Below are 21,945 nucleotides of genomic sequence, written 5' to 3'. Positions count from 1 at the left end.
GGCCGGTCATGAACGACACCGCAGCGGTGTGGGCCGCGTCCCCGGTGGACGCGGCGGCCATGTTCGGCCTGGGCGCGTACTTCCGGAACCTGCTCACCGACCCCGACCACCTGGTGAGCGTCCCCGTGACGCCGATCGTCTACCAGGACAGCATGTTCCGCTTCGGCGGCGCGTTGGACGCGCCCCGGGCCACGGTCTGGTCCGAGTTCTGCGAACTCGTCAACAGGATCCCCACGCAACCCACTTGGGCACCCCCGTCCACCGTCCACCTGTGGGGAATCTACGGCGAGGTACTCGGCGCCGACCTCGCCGGCTCCACCCTCACCCCTGAGGAACACCAGCGCTACGACAAGGCGGTCGCCTACCTCTACGACACCGGCGCCGACGGAGTCTTCGTCCCCTCGGCCGCCCTGCGCGACTACCGCACGGCCCGCCAGGCGTGGCTCCAGGCCGACACGGACTACCACCAGGCGGAACAAGCGGCTGCCATGTCGACCGACCCGACAGCCCGCGACCACTGGACCCACGTCGACGAACCCCGGCTCCGCCAGGCCAGGGACGACGCCATGGACGCCTGGCAGACCGCGGGCCACAAGGCCGAGGTCGAGGACGCCCTGCGCGAGACCTCCGAACTCGCCTCGAAGGCCCCCTCCAGCATCTGGAAACGGCACCGCGACACCTTCAACCCGAACCTCCCCGACCAGTACACGACCGCCCCCAACGGCACGCGTTTCGCGCCCACTTATTACTCACCGGACGGCGCGCTGGACGACCCCTGGTCGAGAGTCGTGCTCTCGGACGACATGCTCCGCACCCTGGCCGCCCAGGCACCGGCGGAACTCCGGTCGGCGTTCGGCGACCGGGCCACCGACGACACGGTCTTCTCCCTGGCCTTCGAATACCGCGTGGTGTCCGTGATCCGCCCCTGGCTGGACCCGCCGATGGAACTCTTCGGCTCCCGCGCCTGGCGCCTCTCGTCAGGCGTCGCCCCGCTGAGCGACGGCGCCACCCCACCGCAGGGCCGCTGCCCGTCCTACGTCGAATCGGTCGCCCTGGCCCGCAACATCGAACTCATCCGCCAGGCCGTCGGCTACACGGAGACCCCCGGCGAGACCACCCTCCACGGCACCTGGACCCTCGACCTCGACAACGGCATCGCGGGCGGCGACATGAACACCGCCGACCTCTGGTGGGAGTGGATGACGGAGACCACCGCCCAGTTGGTGCCCAGCTCCCACGCCGGAATCGTCAACCTCGGCCAGGTCGACTACGACGCCTTCGACGGCCACCGCCTCTCGACCCTCACCTACGGCAGCACCCCCCTCACCGGCAACCCGAACGCGAGCAACCAACTGGTCACCGGGGACGTGTTCGCCGTACGCACGACGGAGGGCCGCTTCGCCAAGGTGCAGGTGGTCCAGTACGGCTACGACCTCCAACTCCGCTGGGTGGCCTACCAGCAGGCGACCTCCGCGATGCAGAGCAGCGTCACCGCACCGGAGGACGTGTTCCTCGCGGGGTTCGTGTGCAGACAGCTGCCGAAGAGCCCGGACCCTGACCCGGCACTGACATGGTGACCCCCGAACTCGCCGTGCACGGCCTCGTGTTGCTCGGTACGGACACGGTGTACGCCGTCCACATGCCCACGTTCACCGCGCCGTACGACTACCAGGCGGTCCTGCGGGTGACCCTGGACACGGACACCTACCGCACGGCCCGCAAGCGCTACGGTACGTCGGCCCTGTTCACGATCAGCCCAATAACCCTCCTCCTCAAGGACCTTGAGCCGGGCGCGACCTTCCCCGCCGACCTCTACTTCGGCCGCTTCGGGAGGGACGGCGAGCTGCAGGGGGAGGTGAGGGTGGCGATCGAGGAGCGGCTGTACGTCGGCCACCCGACCGAGCCCACTGGTGAACCGGCGCCCCTCCGCTACGTCCTCTTCGGCCGCGAACAGCTCTACTTGACCCACGCCCTCATCCGTCCCCCGGACTTCGACCAGGTGCTGACCGCTCAACTCGCGGGGGAGTGGCTGGCGTCGGGCGCCGCGGCGGAGACGGCGGCGCACCTGGTGACGATCCCGAACCGCCCGAACGACCTGGCCGGCCGCCTCCGCCCGGGCGAGCAACTCACCACTGGGGAAACGGAGTTGCAGGTGCTGGCGGAGGTGTACCTGGAGACGGCCGACCTGGCGGGAGGGGCTTAACGGGTCAGTCGTAGCGACAGCCCGTCCAGGACGACATCGAGGCCGTAGGTGAATTTACCGTCGCGCAGGGTCACCGGATCGGTGCTCGTGACGGTCGACTCGGCGTAGGAACCGGCGAGATGGGCGTGACCGGCGGCGGCCTGCTGGGCGGCCGGCATCAGCCGGGCGATGAACTCGGCCTCGGTCCCGCCGGACCGCGCGACCGTGGTCAGCCAGGCGGCCTCGGTCGTGCTCATCCCGATCGTGTACGACAGCACGGCGTCGATCGCGCCGCTCGGCTCGGGGAATCCTACGGTCGTGAACAGCGCGGCGAGCCGTTCGGTGAAGGACATGAGGTTCGGGCCGAGGTAGGCGAGCCCGGCCTGCCCGAGCACCGAGGACAGCCAGCGGTGCCGTAGCGCGGTCGTACGGAAGGAGGCGGCGGCCTCGGTGACGGCGGCGCGCCAGTCGGCGGTGTCCGCGGCCGGGACGTGGATCTCGGCGGCGACCTCGTCGACGGCCAGTTCCATCAGCTCGTCCTTGGTCGCGACATGCCGGTAGAGCGAGGTCGCGCCGGCGTTGAGGCGGGCGCCGAGCTTGCGCATGCTCAGCGCCTCGATGCCGTCGGTGTCCAGCATCGCGATCGCCTCGCGCACGATCGCGTCCCTGCTGAGCGCCGGCTGGTCGGCCGCGCGCTGCTCACGGGCCCACACGGAGGGGATGGGGTTCGGCGTGGTCCTGGCGGCCATGACGGGTCTCCTTCGCGCGGGCCGTGCGTACGTCGTTCGCATCCAGCGTACAGAGTTCAGGGATTGCGCACGCTGTTCCGCTATGCGTACAGTGTTCGCATCGAAGGAACGGTGTACGCAGGCCGACGAGGGAAGCAGAGGAAGCAGTCATGGGCAGTCGCAGTCACCCGGAAGCACTTACGGAAACCCGGAACCCCCGGCGCTGGTGGATCCTCGTCGTGCTGTGCCTCAGCTCGCTGGTGCTGGTGGTCGACAGCATGGCGCTGACCGTGGCGGTCCCGTCGATGACCGAGAGCATCGGGGCGAGCGCCCAGGACACCCAGTGGATCCTCGACTCCTACATCCTGGTCTTCGCCGGCCTGCTGCTGACCTCCGGCAGCCTCGGCGACCGCTTCGGCCGCCGGAAGGTGATGCTGATCGGGCTGGTCCTCTTCGGTGCGGCGTCACTGGCGGCGACGTTCTGCACGAATCCCGGCGAGGTGATCGCCGTGCGGGTGGCGATGGGGGTGGGCGGTGCGCTGGTCATGCCGTCGACGCTCTCGATCCTCATCACGGTCTTCGACGCGGAGGAACGCGGGAAGGCGATGGCGGCCTGGGGTTCGGTGTCGATGCTGGCGCTGGTCGGCAGCCCGGTGCTCGGCGGCGTCCTGATCGACCACTTCTCGTGGCACTCCATCTTCTTCCTCAATGTGCCGGTCGTAGCGCTCGCGTTGGTGGCCGGTGTGACGCTGATGCCGGAGTCCAAGGGCCCCTGGCAGAAGCCGGATCCGCTGGGTGCGGTGCTGTCGGCGGTCGGTATGACGGCCCTGATCTGGTGGATCATCGAGATCCCGCAGCACGGGGCGTTCGCGGGCCGGGGCCTGGTCACCCTCGCGGTGGCGGTGGCGGGGCTGGCCGGATTCGTGGTCTGGGAGAACGTGACCCCGACCCCGATGGTCCCCCTGGTCCTCTTCAAGCACCGTAATTTCAGCGGCGGTTCGCTCTCCCTGACCCTGGTCCAGATAGGCAACGGCGGCCTGCTGCTGGTCCTCACCCAGTACCTGCAGTTCGTGCTCGGCTACTCACCGGTCAAGGCGGGCCTGGCCTTCGTGCCGCTGGCGGTCACCGCGCTGGTCGGCAACGCGGCGGGCGCCAAGTTCACGGCGAGGTACGGCCATCGGTACCTGATCCTGGCGGGCATGCTGGTGATGGCCTCGTCCTTCGCCTTGCTTACGACGGTCACGGCCGACACGGGCTTCACCGTCCCGGCGGTCGCGCTCGGCCTCCTCGGCCTGGGCGCGGGCCTCGCGATGCCGGCGGCGGTGGGCGCGCTGATGGGCACGATCCTGGAGGACAAGGCGGGCGTCGGCTCGGCCCTCAACGACACCATCCAGCAAGCGGGTACGGCCCTCGGCATCGCGATCCTCGGCTCCCTCCTGTCGAGCGGCTTCGCCGACGGGATGCCCTCCGGTACGTCCGAGGATGCCCGCCACTCGATCGGCGGGGCACTGGCGGCGGCGCACGGGGACGCGGGGTTGGTCCGGGCGGCCCGGGAGGCGTTCACGCACGCCATGTCAACGACCTTCATGGTCAGCGCGGTTGGGGTGGTGGCGGCGGGAGTGCTGGCGGCGGTGGTGATGCGGGACGGGGCGCGGGGGGAGACGGTGCCGGAGGCCCAAGGGGAGCTGGGGGAACGGGAGTTGGCCGCCTGACCTAAGCCCCTCAGCCCCCAACTCCTCTGGACGACAGGGTCGTTGCCCACCGCGGGCAGCGGCCTTGTCGTGTTGGTCGGCTACTGGATCGTTGCCCGCTGGCCGCCCGCCTGGCGCAGCGCCCGCAAGGCCGTGTGGTGCGAGTTGGGCGTCGTACGGCTCGACTCACAAGGCCCGTTCCATGCAGACCAGTTGATCCCGTTCGTCCCACGACCCGGTGCCGGCGAAGCCGAGCCGTTCGTACAGCGCGATCGCCCCGGTCCGCCAACTCCACACCGACAACCGTACGGCGCGCGCGCCGCTTTCCGTGATCTGCGCGAGCGCGGCACCGAGCAGGTCGGACGCGATGCCCCGCCCTCGGTGCGCCGGGTCCGTCCAGAGTCTCTTGATCTCCGACCGCCCGTCGACGGGAGCGGTCACCACCAGACAACCCACCGCCGTGTTCCCGCTCAGCGCCACCAGCACCACATCGTCGGCGAACGCGGTCCGAGGGTCCGAGATCTCCGCCCGGTACCGGTCCGGCAGCGCGTCCACGTCGGCGACGGGCTTCCCCTTCTCGGCCTCCGTCCGCAGGTGGTACGCCGTCAGCAACGCGCCCAGTCCGTCCTCGGCGGAGAGGGTCCGGCCGGCCCGACGGACGATGGAGACCTCGTGTTGATCAGTCATGACGTCAGTATCTGTCGTGATCTGTCATGTCGATCCGATGAACCGGCGACGTGCCCCGAACTCCTCCAGCACTTCCCGCACGGCCCGATGCCCCACCCCCGCCAACACGGGATTCCGTCCGCCCCGGTAGTAGTGCTCCGCCACCAGCCCGAAGCACAACGCCCACCCCCGCCCCCGGGCCCAGACCTCATCCTCGAACTCGCCCGCCTCGCGGAACACTTCACGCGTCCCGGCGGAGAACAGGGCCCACGCGGGCAGCGCGTCCGCCGCCGGGTCGCCGACCCCGAGGCAGCCGAAGTCGATGACCGCGGTGAGGCGGCCGGCCCCGGTCAGCAGGTTGCCTGGGAGGAGGTCGCCGTGGAGCCAGACGGGGGCGGCCTCCCACTGGGGGAGGGCGAGGGCGTGCTCCCAGGCCGCCGTCGCGAGGGCCGGGTCGTGGGTGCCGTCGGCGCCCAGGTCCTCGATCGCCTTGCGGACGTCCGCGTCCTGCGGACCGAGCGGGCCGCCCCGGAAGGACACCGGCCCGCCCTCCACGTCCACCCGCCGCAACGCGGCGACGAAACGCCCCAACTCGGCTGCCGCGTCGGCGGGTTCGGTCAGCGGCGAGTCGTACGCGTCGGCCCCGTCCAGCCAGCCGTACACCCCCCACCGCAGCCCGTACCCCCGCCCCGGCTCACCCATCGCCAGCGGTACCGGCACGGACAGCGGCAAGTGCGGTGCCATACGCGGCAACCAGCGCTGTTCCGTCTCGATCTGCCGTGCCCCGCCCGGGAGTCGGGGGAGCCGTACGACCATGTCCTCGCCCAGCCGGTACATCGCGTTGTCGGTCCCGGCCGAGGCGACCCGCGTGACTGGCAACTCCGCCCAGTCCGGGAACTGTTCGGCGATCAGCCCACGCACCAGCTCCGCGTCGATGTCGAGTTCGTCGGCGTGCATCCTGGCGCTGGCGGACATGGGTCTCCGGGTCTGTGAGGCGGCACCGGAGCCTAGCCAGCGCCGCCCGGCCGTCGCCACGGCATAACTCCGCCGAACGGCCGACCCCGGGCCTCGGCCTCAACTCACCCCACACTCACCGCACTCCACGCCGCCCCCACCGCGGCGTACTCCGAACTCCCCACCCCGTAAAGGTCCTTCGCCGCGTTGAGCGTCGCCGTCCGGGCCCCCGCGTAGTTCGTCGAGGACGTCATATAGACGGTCAACGCCCGGTACCAGATGGCCCCGAGCTTGTCCCGGCCGATTCCGCTCACCGAAGAGCTGTTGCAGGTGGGGGAGTTGTAGCTGACGCCGTTGATCGTCTTCGCGCCGCTGCCCTCCGCGAGGAGATACGCGAAGTGGTTGGCGACGCCCGACGAGTAGTGCACGTCGAGATTCCCCACCGACGAACTCCAGCAGTCCGCGGAATTCCCGTCCTTGGACGGCTGGTCCATGAACCGCAGCGCGGCCTTGCCGAATCCCGACCGGACGATCTTCTCGCCGATCAAGTAGTCCCCGAGATCGGACGAGTTGTTGGCGTACCACTCCACCAGCGTGCCCATGATGTCCGAGGTGGCTTCGTTGAGCCCGCCGGACTCGCCCGAGTACGTCAGCGCGGCCGTCTTGGACGTCACGCCGTGCGTCATCTCGTGCCCGGCGACATCCAGTGCCACCAGCGGACCGAGCTGCGTCCCGTCACCGTCGCCGTACGTCATGCAGAAGCAACTGTCGTCCCAGAAGGCGTTGTTGTAGCTGTTGCCGTAGTGGACGCGGTTGTACGAACCCTTGCCGTCGCCCGCGATGCCGTTCCGGCCGTGGACGTTCTTGTAGTAGTCCCAGGTCTCGTCGGTGCCGTACTGCGCGTCCACCGCCGCCGTCGAACGGTCCGAACTCGCTCCCGTGCCCCAGTGGTTGTCGGCGTCCGTGAACACCGTGGACGGGGCGCGGCTGATGCAGATGCCGAGGATGCACAGGTCGGTCTTGTTCGCCGCGTCACCGGTGTAAGTCCCGCCGCGCGTCGCGTCCTTGAGCTGATACGTCGATCCCGACAGCGTCGTCTCCAGCGGCACCGTCCCGCTGTACAGCGACTGCCCGTCACCCGTCGCCGTCTCCACGCTGTCCCAGGCGTCGATCTGGGCGCCGGTACGGGCGTCGGTCAGCACCGTGCGGGCGACCGGGTTGCCGAGCGAGTCCTTGGCGACCACGTTCGTCCGCCAGGCGAGCTTCGGAGCGCCGTGCAGGGCGTCAACTATCAGCTGAGGCTTGGCCGTTACCCCCTTCAGCGCCTCACCGAGATTCGCCGCCCGCAGCGCGTTCACCGCCAGGTCCGCCGCCTTCGGAGCGGCCACCTTCGGCGCCACGGACGGCAGGGATATGGAACTCCGGGTCGCGCGGTCGGCGCTCCGGTAACTGCCGTTCGGGGCCAGGTGGACGACGAAGTCACCGCCGAGTACCGGGAGTTGACGGTACGTCCGGTCGTAGCGGACATGCTGGGTGCCGTCCGCGTCGACGATCACATCGCGAACCGACGTGTCCTCCGCGGCCGTAAGACCCAAGCCCGCGGCATGGGCGACCAGCGCCGACGCGGCGTTCGCGATCGCGGTGGTCCGGGACGGCCGGTCGGCCGCGTGGGCGGTGGGGGCGAGGGTGGCGGCCAGCAGGGTCGCGGCGCCGGCGGCGACACCGGCCGTGGCGAGACGGGAACCTCGGATGTGCCGTGTCCGACTCATGGGTCTCCTCAAGAACGCAAGTGGGGGGCGTGGGGGCTGCGTTGATGTTGAATGAGATTTAAAGGGCCCATGACATGTCATGTCCATAGCGCGTGCAAAGACTTCCCGGCTACCGGCCCCCGGACTCCCGCCCCCAAGGAGAGCGATGGCGACGCCCTCGACACCCCTCCCCTTCTTCGTCTACGGCACCCTCCGCCCCGGCGAGCCCAACCACGACCTCTTCCTGCGCGGCCGCACGGCCTCCGAGGAACGGGCCCGACTCCACGACGCCGCCCTCTACGACGGCCCCGGCTACCCGTACGCCGTCGGGGCCCCCGGCTCGGTGATCGTCGGCGAACTCGTCACCGCACGCCCCGAGGCCCACCCCCAACTCCTCCGGGAACTGGACCGACTTGAGGACTACGCCCCCGGCGACCCGGCCAACCTCTACGAACGCGTCGAACGCCGGGTGACCCGCGACGCCGACGGCACGTCCGTCCGCGCCTGGGTGTACCTCGCCGCCCCCGCCGTCACCGCCCGCCTCCGCACCCACGGCAAGCTGATTGAGGGCGGCGACTGGCTCAACCGCCGGTGAAGAGGCCTCAGTCGGCGGAGGCCAGCGCCCGCGTGACGCCCTTCTCCTTCGGCCCGAGGAAGTGCGGATCGGGATGGAACACCAGGTCCAGCGCCGCCTTGCCCGCCGCCAGCACCTCGCGGGTGCCGCCGTAGTACCAGGTCACGTTGTGCGATTCGTCGACACCGACGCCGTACGAGTCGACCCCCGCCGCGTCGCACAGCGCGACCGCCCGCCGGATGTGGAAGTTCTGGCTGATGAGGACGGCCCTGTCGACGCCGAAGATCTTCTTGGCGCGGACGCAGGAGTCCCAGGTGTCGAAACCGGCGTAGTCGGTCACCACGCGCGCGCGTGGCACCCCGTGCTTCGCCAGGTAGACGCGCATCGCGTCCGGCTCGTCGTAGTCCTTGCGGCTGTTGTCGCCGGTCACCAGGACGACCTTCACCCGCCCCTCCCGGTACAGCGTCGCCGCCGCGTCCAGCCGGTGCGCGAGATACGGCGACGGCTCGCCGTCCCACAGCCCGGCACCGAACACCACGGCGACATCGGTGCGCGGCGCGTCCTGGACGCTCCCGAGCCGGTCCGCCGTCACGACCCACAGCCAGGTCGCCGGAAGCAGCGCGACGACACACCCGGCGGCCACCACCTGCACGAGCTGCCGCCATCCCGCACGCGTGCGTGGCAGGCGCGGCCGACGGGGCCTCAGGCGGCGCATCAGACGTATCAAGGGGGCCCCTCCGCGTTCGGTTCCGACAGTCACAGACGCGCCGTGACCCGCGACGGTTCGCCGCCCGCAGTGTGACCGCCTTCACTGTGCACCCGGAAACACCAGGTCACATCGCCTCACACACCCCGGCACCCCACCGTGAACCCCCGGAAAAGCCCCGTGATTCCAGTGCAACGGGGTGGCAACCTCCCCCTGCCACCATCACTCCATGACGGCGTCGATCCCACCTCGCGAGGAATCCCCCCTCGGCAGTACGCCCGCCCTCGTCCTGGTGGCCCACGGCAGCCGCGACCCCCGGGCCCTGAACACCGTACGAGCCCTCGCGGACCGGGTCCGCGACCTCCGCCCCGCCCTCTCCGTCCACCTGGGCCACATCGAACTCAACGAGCCGCTCCTCCCGGACACCCTCGCCCAACTCCCCACCCCGGAGGCGGTCTTGGTCCCCCTCCTCCTGACCCGCGGCTACCACGTCAAGCGGGACATCCCGGAGATGGCAGCGCAGGCCCACGCGCACACGCGCGTGGCACCCCCTTTGGGCCCACACCCCCTCCTCGTGGAGACCCTCTACGACCGCCTGGTGGAGGCGGGTTGGCCCACAAGGACCCGGAGGGCGAGCGCGGTGGTCCTGGCCGCGGCAGGCTCCCGGGACCCGGAGTCGAAGCTGGACACCACCCGCACGGCCCGCCTCCTGGCCACCCGCCTGGGCGTCCCGGTGATCCCGGCCTACGCCTCAGCGGCGACACCCACGGTCCCCGAGGCGATCCGCGCCCTCACGGCCCAAGGCCACCACAGGGTGGCGGTGGCGTCCTGCTTCACGGCTCTGGGCCGCTTCGCGACCCAGTGCGCGGAACAGGCCCCCTGGATCGCATCGGCCCCCCTGGGAGCCCACCCCGCGATGGCGAGGCTGGTCCTCCACCGCTACGACCAGATGATGGTGACGAGGGCGAGCACGGCACCGGAGTTGGCCTCAGCTTGATACACGGGCAGGGGCAGCCAACCTAGGGGCGCGGGGAACTGCGCGCCCAGCCACAACGCACCCGCCCCCAAACCGCACCCGGCAAACGCATAGGCGCCCCGCAACTCCCGAATTGTCACTACCGCCGCTTACTGTCGAAGCATGGAAGGCACAGCAGGCACCGCAGGTACACGCACAGCAGCCCCCCACCCCTACGACCCCACGTCAGTCGCCCGCTGGGCACCGGAGCCCGACAAACGCCCCGGCCGCACCGCCTTCCAACGCGACCGCGCCCGAATCCTCCACTCCGCCGCCCTACGCCGCCTCGCGGGCAAAACCCAGGTCGTCACCCCAGGAACCCGAAGCCAGGCCTGGGACGCCAGCCCCCGCACCCGCCTGACCCACTCCCTGGAGTGCGCCCAGGTGGGCCGCGAACTCGGCGCAGCCCTCGGCTGCGACCCCGACCTCGTCGAAGCGGCCTGCCTCTCCCACGACCTGGGCCATCCCCCCTTCGGCCACAACGGCGAACAGGCACTCAACGAATTCGCCGACGACTGCGGCGGCTTCGAGGGCAACGCGCAATCCCTGAGACTCCTCACCCGCATCGAACCGAAGCGCTTCGTAAGAAGCGACACGACAGGCGAGATGGTGAGCGTCGGCCTCAACCTCACCCGCGCCGCCCTAGACGCGGCCACCAAGTACCCCTGGCCGCGCGGAGCGCACCCCACCGACCCCAAGTCCCCCAAGTTCGGCGTCTACGAGGACGACAGACCCGTCTTCGACTGGGTCCGCAAGGGCGCCCCCGGCACGCGCACGTGCTTCGAGGCCCAGGTGATGGACTGGTCGGACGACGTGGCGTACTCGGTGCACGACGTCGAGGACGGCCTGCACGCGGGCCACATCGACCCCAACTGCCTGCACGCAGAACCGGAACGCCAGGAGATCTTCAAGGTCGCCATCGGCCGCTACGTCCCCGCCGACACGGCCCCCGACGAACTCGCCGAGGCACTGGACCGGCTCCAGGACCAGGAGTGGTGGCCGCACGGCTACGACGGTTCGGCCGTGGCGCAGGCCCGCCTCAAGGACGCCACCAGCCAGCTCATCGGCCGCTTCTGCCTGGCCGCCGAGTCCGCCACGCGCGCGGCGTACGGCACCGGCCGCCTCACCCGCTACGACGCCGAACTCGTCGTACCGCACGAGGCACGGCTGGAGTGCGCGGTCCTCAAGGCGGTCGCCGACCGGTACGTGATGCAGCGCGCGGAGCAGGAGCGCATCCGCGCCGACGAGCGGATCGTCGTCGCCGAACTCGCCGAGGTGCTCACGACGCGCGCGCCCGACGGACTGGAGCCGCAGTTCCGCGCGCAGTTCGAGGAGGCGGCCGACGACCGCGCCCGCAAGCGGGTGATCGTGGATCAGATCGCCTCGCTGACGGACGCGTCGGCGCGTTCTCTTCACGCGCATCTCACGTCTCTGGGGCACAGTGACGCGAAACAAGCCCGAATGTGACCCTCCGTGGCCTGATCGGGCCACACCCCCTTCCCGCATCACACTGCGTGCGGGACGCTCGCATATGGCGGCACCCTTACGAGGAGGCATCAAGTGGTCGACGCGGATCAGACGTTCGTCATCATCGGAGGAGGCCTGGCCGGCGCCAAGGCGGCCGAGACGCTCCGAGCGGAGGGCTTCACCGGCCGCGTGATACTGATCTGCGACGAACGCGACCACCCGTACGAGCGGCCGCCGCTGTCCAAGGGCTACCTCCTCGGCAAGGAGAAGCGCGACAGCGTCTTCGTACACGAACCCGCCTGGTACGCGCAGAACGACATCGAGCTGCACCTCGGCCAGACCGTCGACGCCATCGACCGTACGGCGAAGACGGTGCGCTTCGGAGACGACGGCACCCTGGTCCGCTACGACAAGTTGCTCATCGCCACCGGCTCCGAGCCCCGCCGCCTCGACATCCCGGGCACGGACCTCGCGGGCGTCCACCACCTGCGCCGCCTCTCGCACGCCGAGCGCCTGAAGAACGTGCTGGCGTCGCTGGGCCGGGACAACGGCCATCTGGTGATCGCCGGCGGCGGCTGGATCGGCCTGGAGGTCGCCGCGGCGGCCCGGGAGTACGGCGCGGAGGTCACCGTCGTAGAACCGTCCCAGACGCCGCTGCACGGCGTCCTCGGACCCGAACTGGGCCAGCTCTTCGCCGACCTGCACGCCGAGCACGGCGTGCGCTTCCACTTCGGCGCCAAGCTCACCGAGATCATCGGCCAGGACGGCATGGTGCTGGCCGCCCGCACCGACGACGGCGAGGAGCACCCGGCGCACGACGTCCTCGCGGCGATCGGCGCGGCCCCGCGCACCGCGCTCGCCGAGGCGGCGGGTCTGGAGCTGGCCGACCGCGCGCACGGCGGGGGCATCGCGGTCGACGAACGGCTGCGCACCTCCGCCCCCGACATCTACGCGGCCGGCGACGTGGCCGCCTTCCACCACGCCCTGTTCGACACCCGCCTCCGGGTGGAGCACTGGGCGAACGCCCTCAACGGCGGCCCGGCGGCGGCCCGCGCGATGCTCGGCAAGGACGTCACCTACGACCGCGTGCCCTATTTCTTCTCCGACCAGTACGACCTGGGTATGGAGTACTCCGGCTGGGCGCCCCCGGGCTCCTACGACGAAGTGGTGATCCGGGGAGACGCGGGCAAGCGGGAGTTCATCGCCTTCTGGATGAAGGAGGGCCGCGTGCTGGCCGGGATGAACGTGAATGTGTGGGACGTCACAGAGCCCATCCAGCAGCTCATCCGCTCCCGGGCCCAGGTGGACACCGAGGCCCTCGCGGACCCACACGTTCCGCTGGACAGCCTGGGCGCCAAGAGCTCCTAGTCGTCACTGCTGTCAGTCCGGCCCCGTAGAATTCACGCGTGGCAGGACGGATCAACGACGAGGACGTGAAGGCGGTTCGGGACGCGGTCCCGATCGACGCCGTGGTGTCCGAGTACCTCCAGCTGCGGAACGCGGGCGGTGGCAACCTCAAGGGTCTCTGCCCCTTCCACGACGAGAAGTCGCCGTCCTTCCAGGTCAGCCCCAGCAAGGGTCTCTTCCACTGCTTCGGCTGCCAGGAGGGCGGCGACACCATCACGTTCGTGATGAAGGTCGACCACCTCACGTTCTCCGAGTCGGTCGAGCGCCTGGCCGCCCAGGCCGGCATCACCCTGCGGTACGAGGAGGGCGGGTACAACCCCGCCCACCAGCGCGGCGAGCGCATCCGCCTGGTCGAGGCCCACAAGGTCGCCGCCGACTACTACGTGGAGCAGCTCGCCGTCAGCCCCGAGGCGGAGACCGGCCGCAAGTTCCTCGCCGAGCGCGGCTTCGACCAGTCCGCCGCCGAGCACTTCTCCGTCGGCTACAGCCCGCAGGGCTGGGACCACCTCACCCGCTTCCTCCGCGGCAAGGGGTTCACCGACAAGGAGATCCTCCTCTCCGGCCTCGCCCAGGAGGGCCGCCGCGGCCCCATCGACCGCTTCCGCGGCCGCCTGATGTGGCCGATCCGCGACATCGGCGGCGAGGTCGTCGGCTTCGGCGCGAGAAAGCTCTACGAGTCGGACAACGGCCCGAAGTACCTCAACACGCCCGACACCGCGATCTACAAGAAGTCGCAGGTCCTCTACGGCATCGACCTCGCGAAGAAGGACATCGCCAAGTCGTCCCGCGCGGTCGTCGTCGAGGGCTACACGGACGTCATGGCCTGCCACCTGGCAGGGGTGACGACGGCGATCGCCACCTGCGGCACGGCCTTCGGCACCGACCACATCAAGATCCTCCGCAGGCTCCTGATGGACAACGGAAGCGCGCGCGTGATCTTCACCTTCGACGGCGACGCGGCCGGCCAGAAGGCGGCCCTGCGCGCCTTCGAGGACGACCAGAAGTTCGCCGCCGAGACGTACATCGCCATCGCGCCCGACAACATGGACCCCTGCGAGCTACGCCTCGCCAAGGGCGACGAAGCGGTCGCCGACCTGGTCCAACCCCGCACCCCGCTCTTCGAGTTCGCCCTCCGCCAGATCGTCGTCCGCTACGACCTCGACACCCCTGCGGGCCGCGCCGCCGCCCTGGACGAGGCCGCCCCGATCGTCGCCCGCATCAAGAACAGCGGCGCCCAGCACGAGGTCGCCGTCCAGCTCGCCGGCATGCTCGGCATCCTGGACACCCAGTTCGTGGTCAAGCGCGTTGCCCAGCTGGCCCGTTGGGCCCGCGACCGCGGCGGCAAGGGCCCCGCGCCGACACGCGGCGCCGCCCAGCAGCCGTACGACACCACCCCCCGCACCCCCACCGGCGGCCCCGCCCTCACCCTGCGCAACCCGGTCTTCGCCACCGAGCGCGAACTCCTCAAACTCGCGCTCCAGCGCCCCGACTTGGTCTCCCCGGCCTTCGACGCGTACGGCGTGGACGAGTTCACCGCCCCGCCCTACGCCGCCGTGCGCGAGGCGATCATCGAGGCGGGCGGTGCCGAGTACGGCCTCCAGGACGCTCAGGACTATCTCGTCCGGGTCCGCGAGGCGGCACCGGACGACGCGGTCCGCGCGATGGTCACCGAGCTGGCCGTCGAGGCGATCATGCGCCGCACGGTCGACGAGAACTACGCGGGCGAGCAGCTCGTCACCGTCCGCCGAAGAGCCGTCGTGCGCCGCATCGGCGACATCCAGGGCACGCTCACCCGCCTCGGCAGCCACGGCGACTCCGCCGAACTGGCCGCAGTGCAGAACGAGTTGTGGGTACTTCAGCAGTACGACCAGGCACTCCAGGTGCACGGCGCCACAGCGCTCTGAGCACGTAGTCACGGAACGGACTCAAAAAGTCACCGCACGCCCCTCGTGGCGGCGATGTGTCGTACTCCACACTGGGTTCCGGTGCCTGAGTCCTCGGAGCGCGGCCGATCCGTCCCCAGCGGGTCCTTCACCCCCGCGGTTCCGCTCATCGAGTACGGGACGGACAGCGGCGAGGCCGTCGTCTCCGCCCCTGAAGTACCGCTGCCGTACCCCCTGGCAGCGATCATCCTGGAGGTCGCCCCCGTGCAGACCCAGACCCTCGACCAGACCGAGACCAGCACGACGGACGGCGCGGAAGCGGAAGCGGAGACCGATGTCCTCGCGACCGTCCCTCCGCAGAGCCGTGCCGCGCACCACCCCGAGACCGCGGACCCGGAGAGCCCGCCCGAGCTCGAAGAACCGACGGCCGAAGCGGTGGAGACCGCCGAGGCCCCCGAGCCCGAGGCACGGCCCCGCGGCCGGGTCGCCGCCGACAACGGCGCACCCTCCTCGGACCTGTTCCGCCAGTACCTGCGCGAGATCGGCCGGATCCCGCTGCTCACCGCGGCCGAGGAGGTCGACCTCGCCCGCCGTGTCGAGGCCGGTCTGTTCGCCGAGGAGAAGCTCGGCGGCGCGACCGACCTGGACAGCCAACTCGCCCTCGACCTGGACAAGTTGGTCGTCATGGGCCGGATGGCGAAGCGCCGCCTGATCGAGGCGAACCTGCGGCTGGTGGTCTCCGTTGCCAAGCGGTACGTGGGGCGCGGGCTGACCATGCTCGACCTCGTCCAGGAGGGAAACCTCGGCCTGATCAGGGCAGTTGAGAAATTCGACTACGCCCGCGGGTACAAGTTCTCGACGTACGCGACCTGGTGGATCCGCCAGGCCATGTCCCGCGCCCTCGCCGACCAGGCCCGCACGATTCGCGTCCCGGTGCATGTCGTGGAGTTGATCAACCGGGTCGTGCGCGTCCAGCGCCGGATGCTCCAGGAGCGCGGCTACGAGCCGACGCCGGAAGAGGTGGCCGACCACCTCGACCTCGCGCCGGAGCGCGTCAGCGAGGTGCTCCGCCTTGCCCAGGAGCCGGTTTCGTTGCACGCGCCGGTGGGGGAGGAGGACGACGTTGCCCTCGGTGACCTGATCGAGGACGGCGACGCGACGAGTCCCGTGGAGTCGGCGGCGTTCCTGTTGCTGAGGCAGCACCTTGAGGCTGTGCTGTCGACGCTGGGGGAGCGGGAGCGGAAGGTCGTACAGCTCAGGTATGGGCTTGCGGATGGCCGCCCGCGCACGCTGGAGGAGATCGGGCGGATCTTTGGCGTGACGCGGGAGCGGATACGGCAGATCGAGTCGAAGACGCTCAACAAGCTGCGGGATCACGCTTTTGCGGATCAGCTGAGGGGCTATCTGGACTGATGCCGGGTGCGGGCCCGGTGGGGGCGGGCCGCGCAGTTCCCCGCGCCCCTAAAGGAACAGGGCGCGCCCCGGGTTTGTAGGGCCGCGGAGACCTGCGCGGCCCTGAAAGAACAGGGCGCGTCCCGGGTTTTTAGGGGCGCGGGGAGCTGCGCGACCAGCCCCCACCGGCCGTCAGTCGAACAACAACCGCTAATCCACCTCGGCCACCGCCTGCGCGAACTGTGCCTTGTACAGCCGCGCATACGCCCCGTCCGCCGCCAACAGATCGGCGTGCGCGCCCTGTTCGACGATGGAGCCGTTCTCCATGACCAGGATCGTGTCCGCGTCCCGGATCGTGGAGAGCCGGTGTGCGATCACGAACGACGTGCGGCCGTGGGCGAGTTTGGCCATCGCCTTCTGGATCAACACCTCCGTACGGGTGTCGACGGAGGACGTCGCCTCGTCGAGGACCAGGATCGTCGGGTCCGACAGGAACGCCCGCGCGATGGTGATGAGCTGCTTCTCACCGGCGCTGACGCCCGTACCCTCGTCGTCGATCACCGTGTCGTAGCCCTCGGGCAGCGTACGGACGAACCGGTCGGCATGCGCCGCCCGCGCCGCCTCCTCGATCTCGCCCCGGGTGACCTCGCGAGAGGCCCCGTACGCGATGTTGTCCGCGATGGAACCGCCGAACAGCCAGGTGTCCTGGAGCACCATGCCGATCCCGGACCGGAGTTCGTCCCGGGACATCCGCGCGATGTCGACGCCGTCCAGGGTGATACGCCCGCCGGAGACCTCGTAGAACCGCATGAGGAGGTTCACGAGAGTCGTCTTGCCGGCACCCGTCGGGCCGACGATCGCGACCGTGTGGCCCGGTTCCACCGTCAGCGAGAGGTCCTCGATGAGCGGCTTGTCGGGGTCGTAGCGGAAGGAGACGTGCTCCAGGGCGACCAGGCCGCGGAGTTCCTCCGGACGTTCGCTCGGCATCGGGTCCGGCGCCTGCTCCTCCGCGTCGAGGAGTTCGAAGATCCGCTCCGCCGAGGCGACGCCGGACTGCACCAGGTTCGCCATCGACGCGACCTGCGTCAGCGGCATCGAGAACTGGCGCGAGTACTGGACGAAGGCCTGCACATCACCGATGGACAACGAGCCCGACGCGACCCGCAGGCCGCCGACCACCGCCACCAGCACGTAGTTGAGGTTCGACACGAACATCATCAGCGGCTGCATGACCCCGCTGTTGAACTGCGCCTTGAAGCCCGCCTCGTAGAGCGCGTCGTTCTGCTCGGCGAACAGCTTCGCCGACTCGTCCTGGCGGCCGAAGACCTTCACCAGGGTGTGGCCGGTGTACATCTCCTCGACGTGCGCGTTGAGCTTGCCCGTCGAGCGCCACTGCTGCACGAAGTGCGGCTGCGAGCGCTTGCCGATGCGGGTGGCGACGAGGAACGACAGCGGCACGGTCACCAGCGCGACGAGCGCCAGCAGCCAGGACACCCAGAACATCATCGCGAGGACGCCGATGATCGTGAGCAGCGAGTTGATCAGCTGGCCCATCGACTGCTGGAGGGTCTGGCCGATGTTGTCGATGTCGTTGGTCGCGCGAGACAACACCTCACCGCGCTGGCGCTTGTCGAAGTACGACAGCGGGAGGCGCGACATCTTCGTCTGCACGCTCTCGCGCAGCCGGAACATGGTCCGGTTGACCGCCCGGTTGACCATCCGGGTCGCCACCGCCATCAGCAGCCCGGCCACCATGAACGTGCCCAGCGCGAGCAGCAGCACATGCCCCACCGAGGTGAAGTCGATGCCCTTGCCCGGGGTGAAGTCCGTGCTCTTGAGCATGTCCGCGACCGAACCCTGGCCCCGGTCGCGCATCGCCTGGAGGGCCTGCGCCTTGGTCGTCCCGGCCGGCATCTGCCGCCCGATGATCCCCGCGAAGACCAGGTCGGTGGCGTTGCCGAGGATCTTCGGCCCCACCACGTTCAGCCCCACGCTGATCACCACACACACCAGCAGGATGCCGATGGTCAGCCGCTCCGGCCTGAACTGGCCGATCAGCCGCTTGCCGGACACCTTGAAGTCCATCGAACGGGCGTCTGGGCCCGTCCCGGCCATCATCCGCCCCATGGGCCCGGCCATCAGGCAGCCTCCGCTTCCGTGAGCTGGGAGAGAACGATCTCCCGGTACGTCTCGTTGTCCGCCATCAGTTCGTGATGGCGGCCCGTCCCCACGACCCGACCTTCGTCGAGTACGACGATCCGGTCCGCGTCCCTGATCGTCGCCACCCGCTGCGCCACGATCACGACGGTCGCCTCGGCGGTCTCCTGCGAGAGCGCCGCCCGCAGCGCCGCGTCGGTCGCGTAGTCGAGGGCGGAGAAGGAGTCGTCGAAGAGGTAGATCTCCGGCCGTTGCACCAGCGTCCGGGCGATCGCGAGCCGCTGCCGCTGACCGCCGGAGACGTTCGTGCCGCCCTGTGCGATGGGGGAGTCGAGCCCGTTCTCGAGTCCTTCCACGAAACCCTTGGCCTGCGCCACCTCCAGCGCGTGCCACAACTCCTCGTCGGTCGCGTCGGGATTGCCGTAGCGAAGGTTGGTCGCCACCGTCCCCGCGAACAGATACGGCTTCTGCGGGACCAGGCCGACCGTCTTGGCCAGCAGGACCGGGTCGATGGTCGACACATCGACACCGTCGACGAGGACCTCGCCGTCGGTCGCGTCAACCAGGCGCGGGACCAGACTCAGAAGGGTGGACTTTCCGCTGCCGGTCGAGCCGATCACGGCCGTCGTCTCGCCCGGGCGGGCCACCAGGTCGATGGACTTCAGTACGGGTTCCTCGGCGCCCGGGTAGCAGAACCCGACCCCGCGGACCTCCAGATGCCCGTGCCGGCGCAGCTCGAAGACGGGAGCCACCGGCGGCACGACACTGCTCTCGGTGTCGAGGACCTCCTCGATGCGCTCGGCGCAGACCTCCGCGCGCGGCACCATCATGAACATGAAGGTGGCCATCATCACGGACATCACGATCTGCATCAGATAGGCGAGGAACGCGGTCAGATCACCGATCTGCATCCCGCCGCTGGCGATGCGATGCGCGCCGAACCAGACGACGGCGATCGACGACAGGTTCACGGTCGTCATGACCACGGGGAACATCAGCGCGAGCAGGTTGCCGGTCTTCAGCTGCATCTCGGTGAGATCGCTGTTGGCCTTGCGGAACCGGTCCTTCTCGTACTCGTCGCGGACGAAGGCGCGGATCACGCGGTTGCCGGTGATCTGCTCGCGCAGCACCCGGTTCACCGCATCGAGCCGCACCTGCATGGCCCGGAACAGCGGCCGCAGCCGCCGCACGATGATCGTCACGCAGATGGTGAGCGTCGGCACCACCGCGATCAGCACCCCGGACAGCGGCACGTCCAGACCGAGCGCCAGGATGATCCCGCCGACGCACATGATCGGCGCCGACACCAGCAGGGTGAACGTCATCAGGGCCAGCATCTGGACCTGCTGGACGTCATTGGTCGTCCGGGTGATCAGCGAGGGCGCGCCGAACTGGCCGACCTCGCGGGCCGAGAACGACTGCACCCGGTCGAAGATGGCACCCCGGATGTCCCGTCCGACGGCCGCCGCGGTGCGCGCGCCGTAGTAGACGGCACCCGTGTTGCACACGACCTGGACCAGCGAGATCCCGATCATCAGGGCGCCGAACGACAGGATGTAGCCGGTGTCCCCCTTCACCACACCGTTGTCGATGATGTGTGCGTTCAGGGTGGGCAGGTAGAGGGTGGCGCAGGTCTGCAGAAACTGCAGCAGCACCAGCAGGAGGATGGGTTTCCTGTAGGGCCTGAGATAGGTCCGCAGAAGTCGTATGAGCACGCTGGGTCTCTCGGAGTCGGCGGGTGGAGGGCGGGCGGTGTGCCCCCTCGCCCCTATCGTCGGACACTCCACCCGCGTTACCTCAACCGATTAAGCCAACAGCACTGCCCTACGGCCCCTTATGCACCCTTGAGTGCCTTATCCGCGCCGACATCGGTACGTACCTACGAGCGGAACGCGCCCGGATGGGTCTGTTCCCGTACGGACACGTACTGCTGCCGCACGGCCTGTCCTACGGCCAGTTCGTCACCGGGCTCGAAGACCTGGGCGACCGGACCCTGCCAGGGCGGCGGGTTGCGCGGGTCCAGGGTGCCCTGCGAGACACCGAGCGCCCACGCGGCCTGCCGGGCGGCGCCGAGCGCGGCGTAGTCGGCGGGCTGCGGTACGACGATCTGGGTCCCGAAGAGCGCGGGCGCCACCGCCTGCACGGCGGGCAGCTCGGCCGCCGACCCGAGCAGGAAGAGCCGCCGTACGGCCACGCCCCGGCCGCGCAGCACGTCCAGCGCGTCCGCGAGCCCGCACAGCATGCCCTCGAACGCGGCCCGTGCCAGATGCTCCGCCTTCATGGACTCCCGCCGCAGCCCGGCCAACGTCCCGGCGGTGTGCGGCAGATTGGGCGTCCGCTCACCCTCCAGATACGGCAGGAACACCAGCCCGTGCGCCCCGGGCGTCGACTTCATCGCCAGCTCGGACAGACTCTCCAGATCGGGCAGCCCGAGCAGCTCGGCGGCTCCGCGCAGGGTCCGTACGGCATTCAGCGTGGTGACGACCGGCAGATGCATCCCGGTCGCGTCGGCCAGCGAGGTGATCATCCCGCTCTGATCGACGAGCGCCTCGTGGTGCACGGCCATCACGGACCCGGAGGCCCCGAGCGACACGACCGCGTCCCCGAACCCGATCCCGAGCCCGAACGCGGCGGCCATGGTCTCGCCGGTGCCGGCGGAGATCAGCAGCCCCTCCGGGGTCGTACCGGCCGCGTCCGAGGGGCCGATCACCTCGGGGAGCATGGCCTGGTGGCCGAGGGCGAGTTCGACGAGATCGGGCCGGTAGCCACCACTGGCGGCGGACCAGTAGCCCGTCCCGGAAGCCCCACCCCGGTCGGTCGTCCTGCGCACGGGCCGCCCGAGCAGCTGCCACACCAGCCAGTCATGAGCCTGCAGCAGCGCGGCCGTACGCCGGGCGTTGTCGGGCTCGGTCCTGTTCAGCCAGCGGAGCTTGGTTACGGGCTGCGCGGCCTGCGGTACGGAACCCACCGCCTGCGCCCACGCCTCGCGCCCGCCGAGCGCGTCGATCAGATCGGCCGCCGCGACCTGCGCCCGCTTGTCACCGCCGACCATCGCGGGCCGCACGGTGTTGCCCTGCGAGTCCAGCGGCACGAGCGCGTTCTGCTGCGCGGACACACCGATGGCCTGCACGCCTTCGAGCAGCCCCCCGCCGGCCGCCTCGCCCAGCGACAACAGCCAGGCCTGTGGATCGACATCGGAGGGCCGCCCGCCGCCCTCGGTCTCGGATTCGACCGGATGCGGCGCATATCCCTGCCTGAGCACGGACCCCGTGTCCGTGTCGCAGACGACGATACGAGTGAAATCGGGCGAACTGTCCAACCCGGCGACTATCCCCATGGCGGAAATTCTGCCGCATCGCTCCGCCGGGTTTGGCC

17 protein-coding genes are annotated in these 21,945 nt (G+C 70.0%); 9 read left to right on the top strand and 8 right to left on the bottom strand.

All coding sequences use genetic code 11. From position 1 onward, the window contains the following. Positions 1-8 precede the first annotated feature (8 nt). Both R2B38_RS11750 and R2B38_RS11745 read left to right on the top strand, forming a co-directional pair. Positions 9-1,577, top strand: a complete 1,569-nt coding sequence (locus R2B38_RS11750; RefSeq protein WP_318016181.1) for a hypothetical protein — start codon at positions 9-11, stop codon at positions 1,575-1,577. Beyond that, complete coding sequence (locus tag R2B38_RS11745; RefSeq protein ID WP_318016180.1) at positions 1,571-2,203, top strand: hypothetical protein; 633 nt, start codon at positions 1,571-1,573, stop codon at positions 2,201-2,203. Before R2B38_RS11750 ends, R2B38_RS11745 begins: the two co-directional genes overlap by 7 nt. Here R2B38_RS11745 and R2B38_RS11740 read toward each other — a convergent pair. After that, complete coding sequence (locus R2B38_RS11740; RefSeq protein ID WP_318016179.1) at positions 2,200-2,931, bottom strand: TetR/AcrR family transcriptional regulator; 732 nt, start codon at positions 2,929-2,931, stop codon at positions 2,200-2,202. The genes R2B38_RS11745 and R2B38_RS11740 overlap by 4 nt on opposite strands. A gap of 149 nt (positions 2,932-3,080) precedes the next feature. Here R2B38_RS11740 and R2B38_RS11735 point away from each other — a divergent pair, with 149 nt between their 5' ends. Then, the gene (locus tag R2B38_RS11735) at positions 3,081-4,622 is read left to right on the top strand and encodes an MFS transporter (RefSeq protein ID WP_318016178.1); all 1,542 of its coding nucleotides are present in this window, start codon (positions 3,081-3,083) and stop codon (positions 4,620-4,622) included. Between the two features lie 165 nt (positions 4,623-4,787). On the opposite strand, the gene R2B38_RS11730 is transcribed toward R2B38_RS11735, so the two are convergent. From R2B38_RS11730 to R2B38_RS11720, 3 genes are all read right to left on the bottom strand, one after another. After that, entirely contained in the window at positions 4,788-5,288 is a 501-nt protein-coding gene (locus R2B38_RS11730) for a GNAT family N-acetyltransferase (protein ID WP_318016177.1), read from the bottom strand. 24 nt (positions 5,289-5,312) lie between these two features. Then, positions 5,313-6,242, bottom strand: a complete 930-nt coding sequence (locus R2B38_RS11725; protein WP_318016176.1) for an aminoglycoside phosphotransferase family protein — start codon at positions 6,240-6,242, stop codon at positions 5,313-5,315. A 104-nt stretch (positions 6,243-6,346) separates the two neighbouring features. Then, complete coding sequence (locus R2B38_RS11720; protein WP_318016175.1) at positions 6,347-7,990, bottom strand: M4 family metallopeptidase; 1,644 nt, start codon at positions 7,988-7,990, stop codon at positions 6,347-6,349. Between the two features lie 145 nt (positions 7,991-8,135). Here R2B38_RS11720 and R2B38_RS11715 point away from each other — a divergent pair, with 145 nt between their 5' ends. After that, a complete protein-coding gene (locus tag R2B38_RS11715) occupies positions 8,136-8,564 on the top strand; it encodes a gamma-glutamylcyclotransferase family protein (RefSeq protein ID WP_318016174.1) in 429 nt (142 codons plus the stop codon). Positions 8,565-8,571: 7 nt separating this feature from the next. Here the strand turns inward: R2B38_RS11715 and R2B38_RS11710 are convergent, their stop codons facing one another. Next, a complete protein-coding gene (locus R2B38_RS11710; RefSeq protein WP_318016173.1) occupies positions 8,572-9,258 on the bottom strand; it encodes a vancomycin high temperature exclusion protein in 687 nt (228 codons plus the stop codon). A 220-nt stretch (positions 9,259-9,478) separates the two neighbouring features. Here R2B38_RS11710 and R2B38_RS11705 point away from each other — a divergent pair, with 220 nt between their 5' ends. From R2B38_RS11705 to R2B38_RS11685, 5 genes are all read left to right on the top strand, one after another. Next, positions 9,479-10,246 carry a sirohydrochlorin chelatase gene (locus R2B38_RS11705; RefSeq protein ID WP_318016172.1) on the top strand — a complete coding sequence of 256 codons (768 nt, stop codon included), beginning with the start codon at positions 9,479-9,481 and terminating at the stop codon, positions 10,244-10,246. A 141-nt stretch (positions 10,247-10,387) separates the two neighbouring features. Then, positions 10,388-11,731 carry a deoxyguanosinetriphosphate triphosphohydrolase gene (locus tag R2B38_RS11700; protein WP_318016171.1) on the top strand — a complete coding sequence of 448 codons (1,344 nt, stop codon included), beginning with the start codon at positions 10,388-10,390 and terminating at the stop codon, positions 11,729-11,731. 93 nt (positions 11,732-11,824) lie between these two features. Next, a complete protein-coding gene (locus tag R2B38_RS11695) occupies positions 11,825-13,099 on the top strand; it encodes an NAD(P)/FAD-dependent oxidoreductase (RefSeq protein WP_318016170.1) in 1,275 nt (424 codons plus the stop codon). Between the two features lie 38 nt (positions 13,100-13,137). Next, complete coding sequence (dnaG, locus tag R2B38_RS11690; RefSeq protein ID WP_318016169.1) at positions 13,138-15,042, top strand: DNA primase; 1,905 nt, start codon at positions 13,138-13,140, stop codon at positions 15,040-15,042. Between the two features lie 81 nt (positions 15,043-15,123). Then, positions 15,124-16,434, top strand: a complete 1,311-nt coding sequence (locus tag R2B38_RS11685; RefSeq protein ID WP_033284709.1) for an RNA polymerase sigma factor — start codon at positions 15,124-15,126, stop codon at positions 16,432-16,434. 189 nt (positions 16,435-16,623) lie between these two features. Here R2B38_RS11685 and R2B38_RS11680 read toward each other — a convergent pair whose 3' ends face one another. The 3 genes from R2B38_RS11680 to R2B38_RS11670 form a co-directional block, all read right to left on the bottom strand. Next, positions 16,624-18,552, bottom strand: a complete 1,929-nt coding sequence (locus R2B38_RS11680; protein ID WP_318016168.1) for an ABC transporter ATP-binding protein — start codon at positions 18,550-18,552, stop codon at positions 16,624-16,626. After that, positions 18,552-20,285 (bottom strand): ABC transporter ATP-binding protein, encoded by a 1,734-nt coding sequence (locus R2B38_RS11675; protein WP_318016167.1) that lies wholly within the window; start codon positions 20,283-20,285, stop codon positions 18,552-18,554. The genes R2B38_RS11680 and R2B38_RS11675 overlap by 1 nt, the downstream gene beginning before the upstream one ends. Before the next feature lie 164 nt (positions 20,286-20,449). After that, a complete protein-coding gene (locus R2B38_RS11670) occupies positions 20,450-21,907 on the bottom strand; it encodes a xylulokinase (protein WP_318016166.1) in 1,458 nt (485 codons plus the stop codon). Positions 21,908-21,945 lie beyond the last annotated feature (38 nt).

This window comes from Streptomyces sp. N50 (assembly GCF_033335955.1).
Classification (GTDB): Bacteria; Actinomycetota; Actinomycetes; order Streptomycetales; family Streptomycetaceae; genus Streptomyces.
The sequence above is the reverse complement of the archived record's forward strand: the minus strand, read 5'-3'. Positions and strand labels throughout refer to the sequence as shown.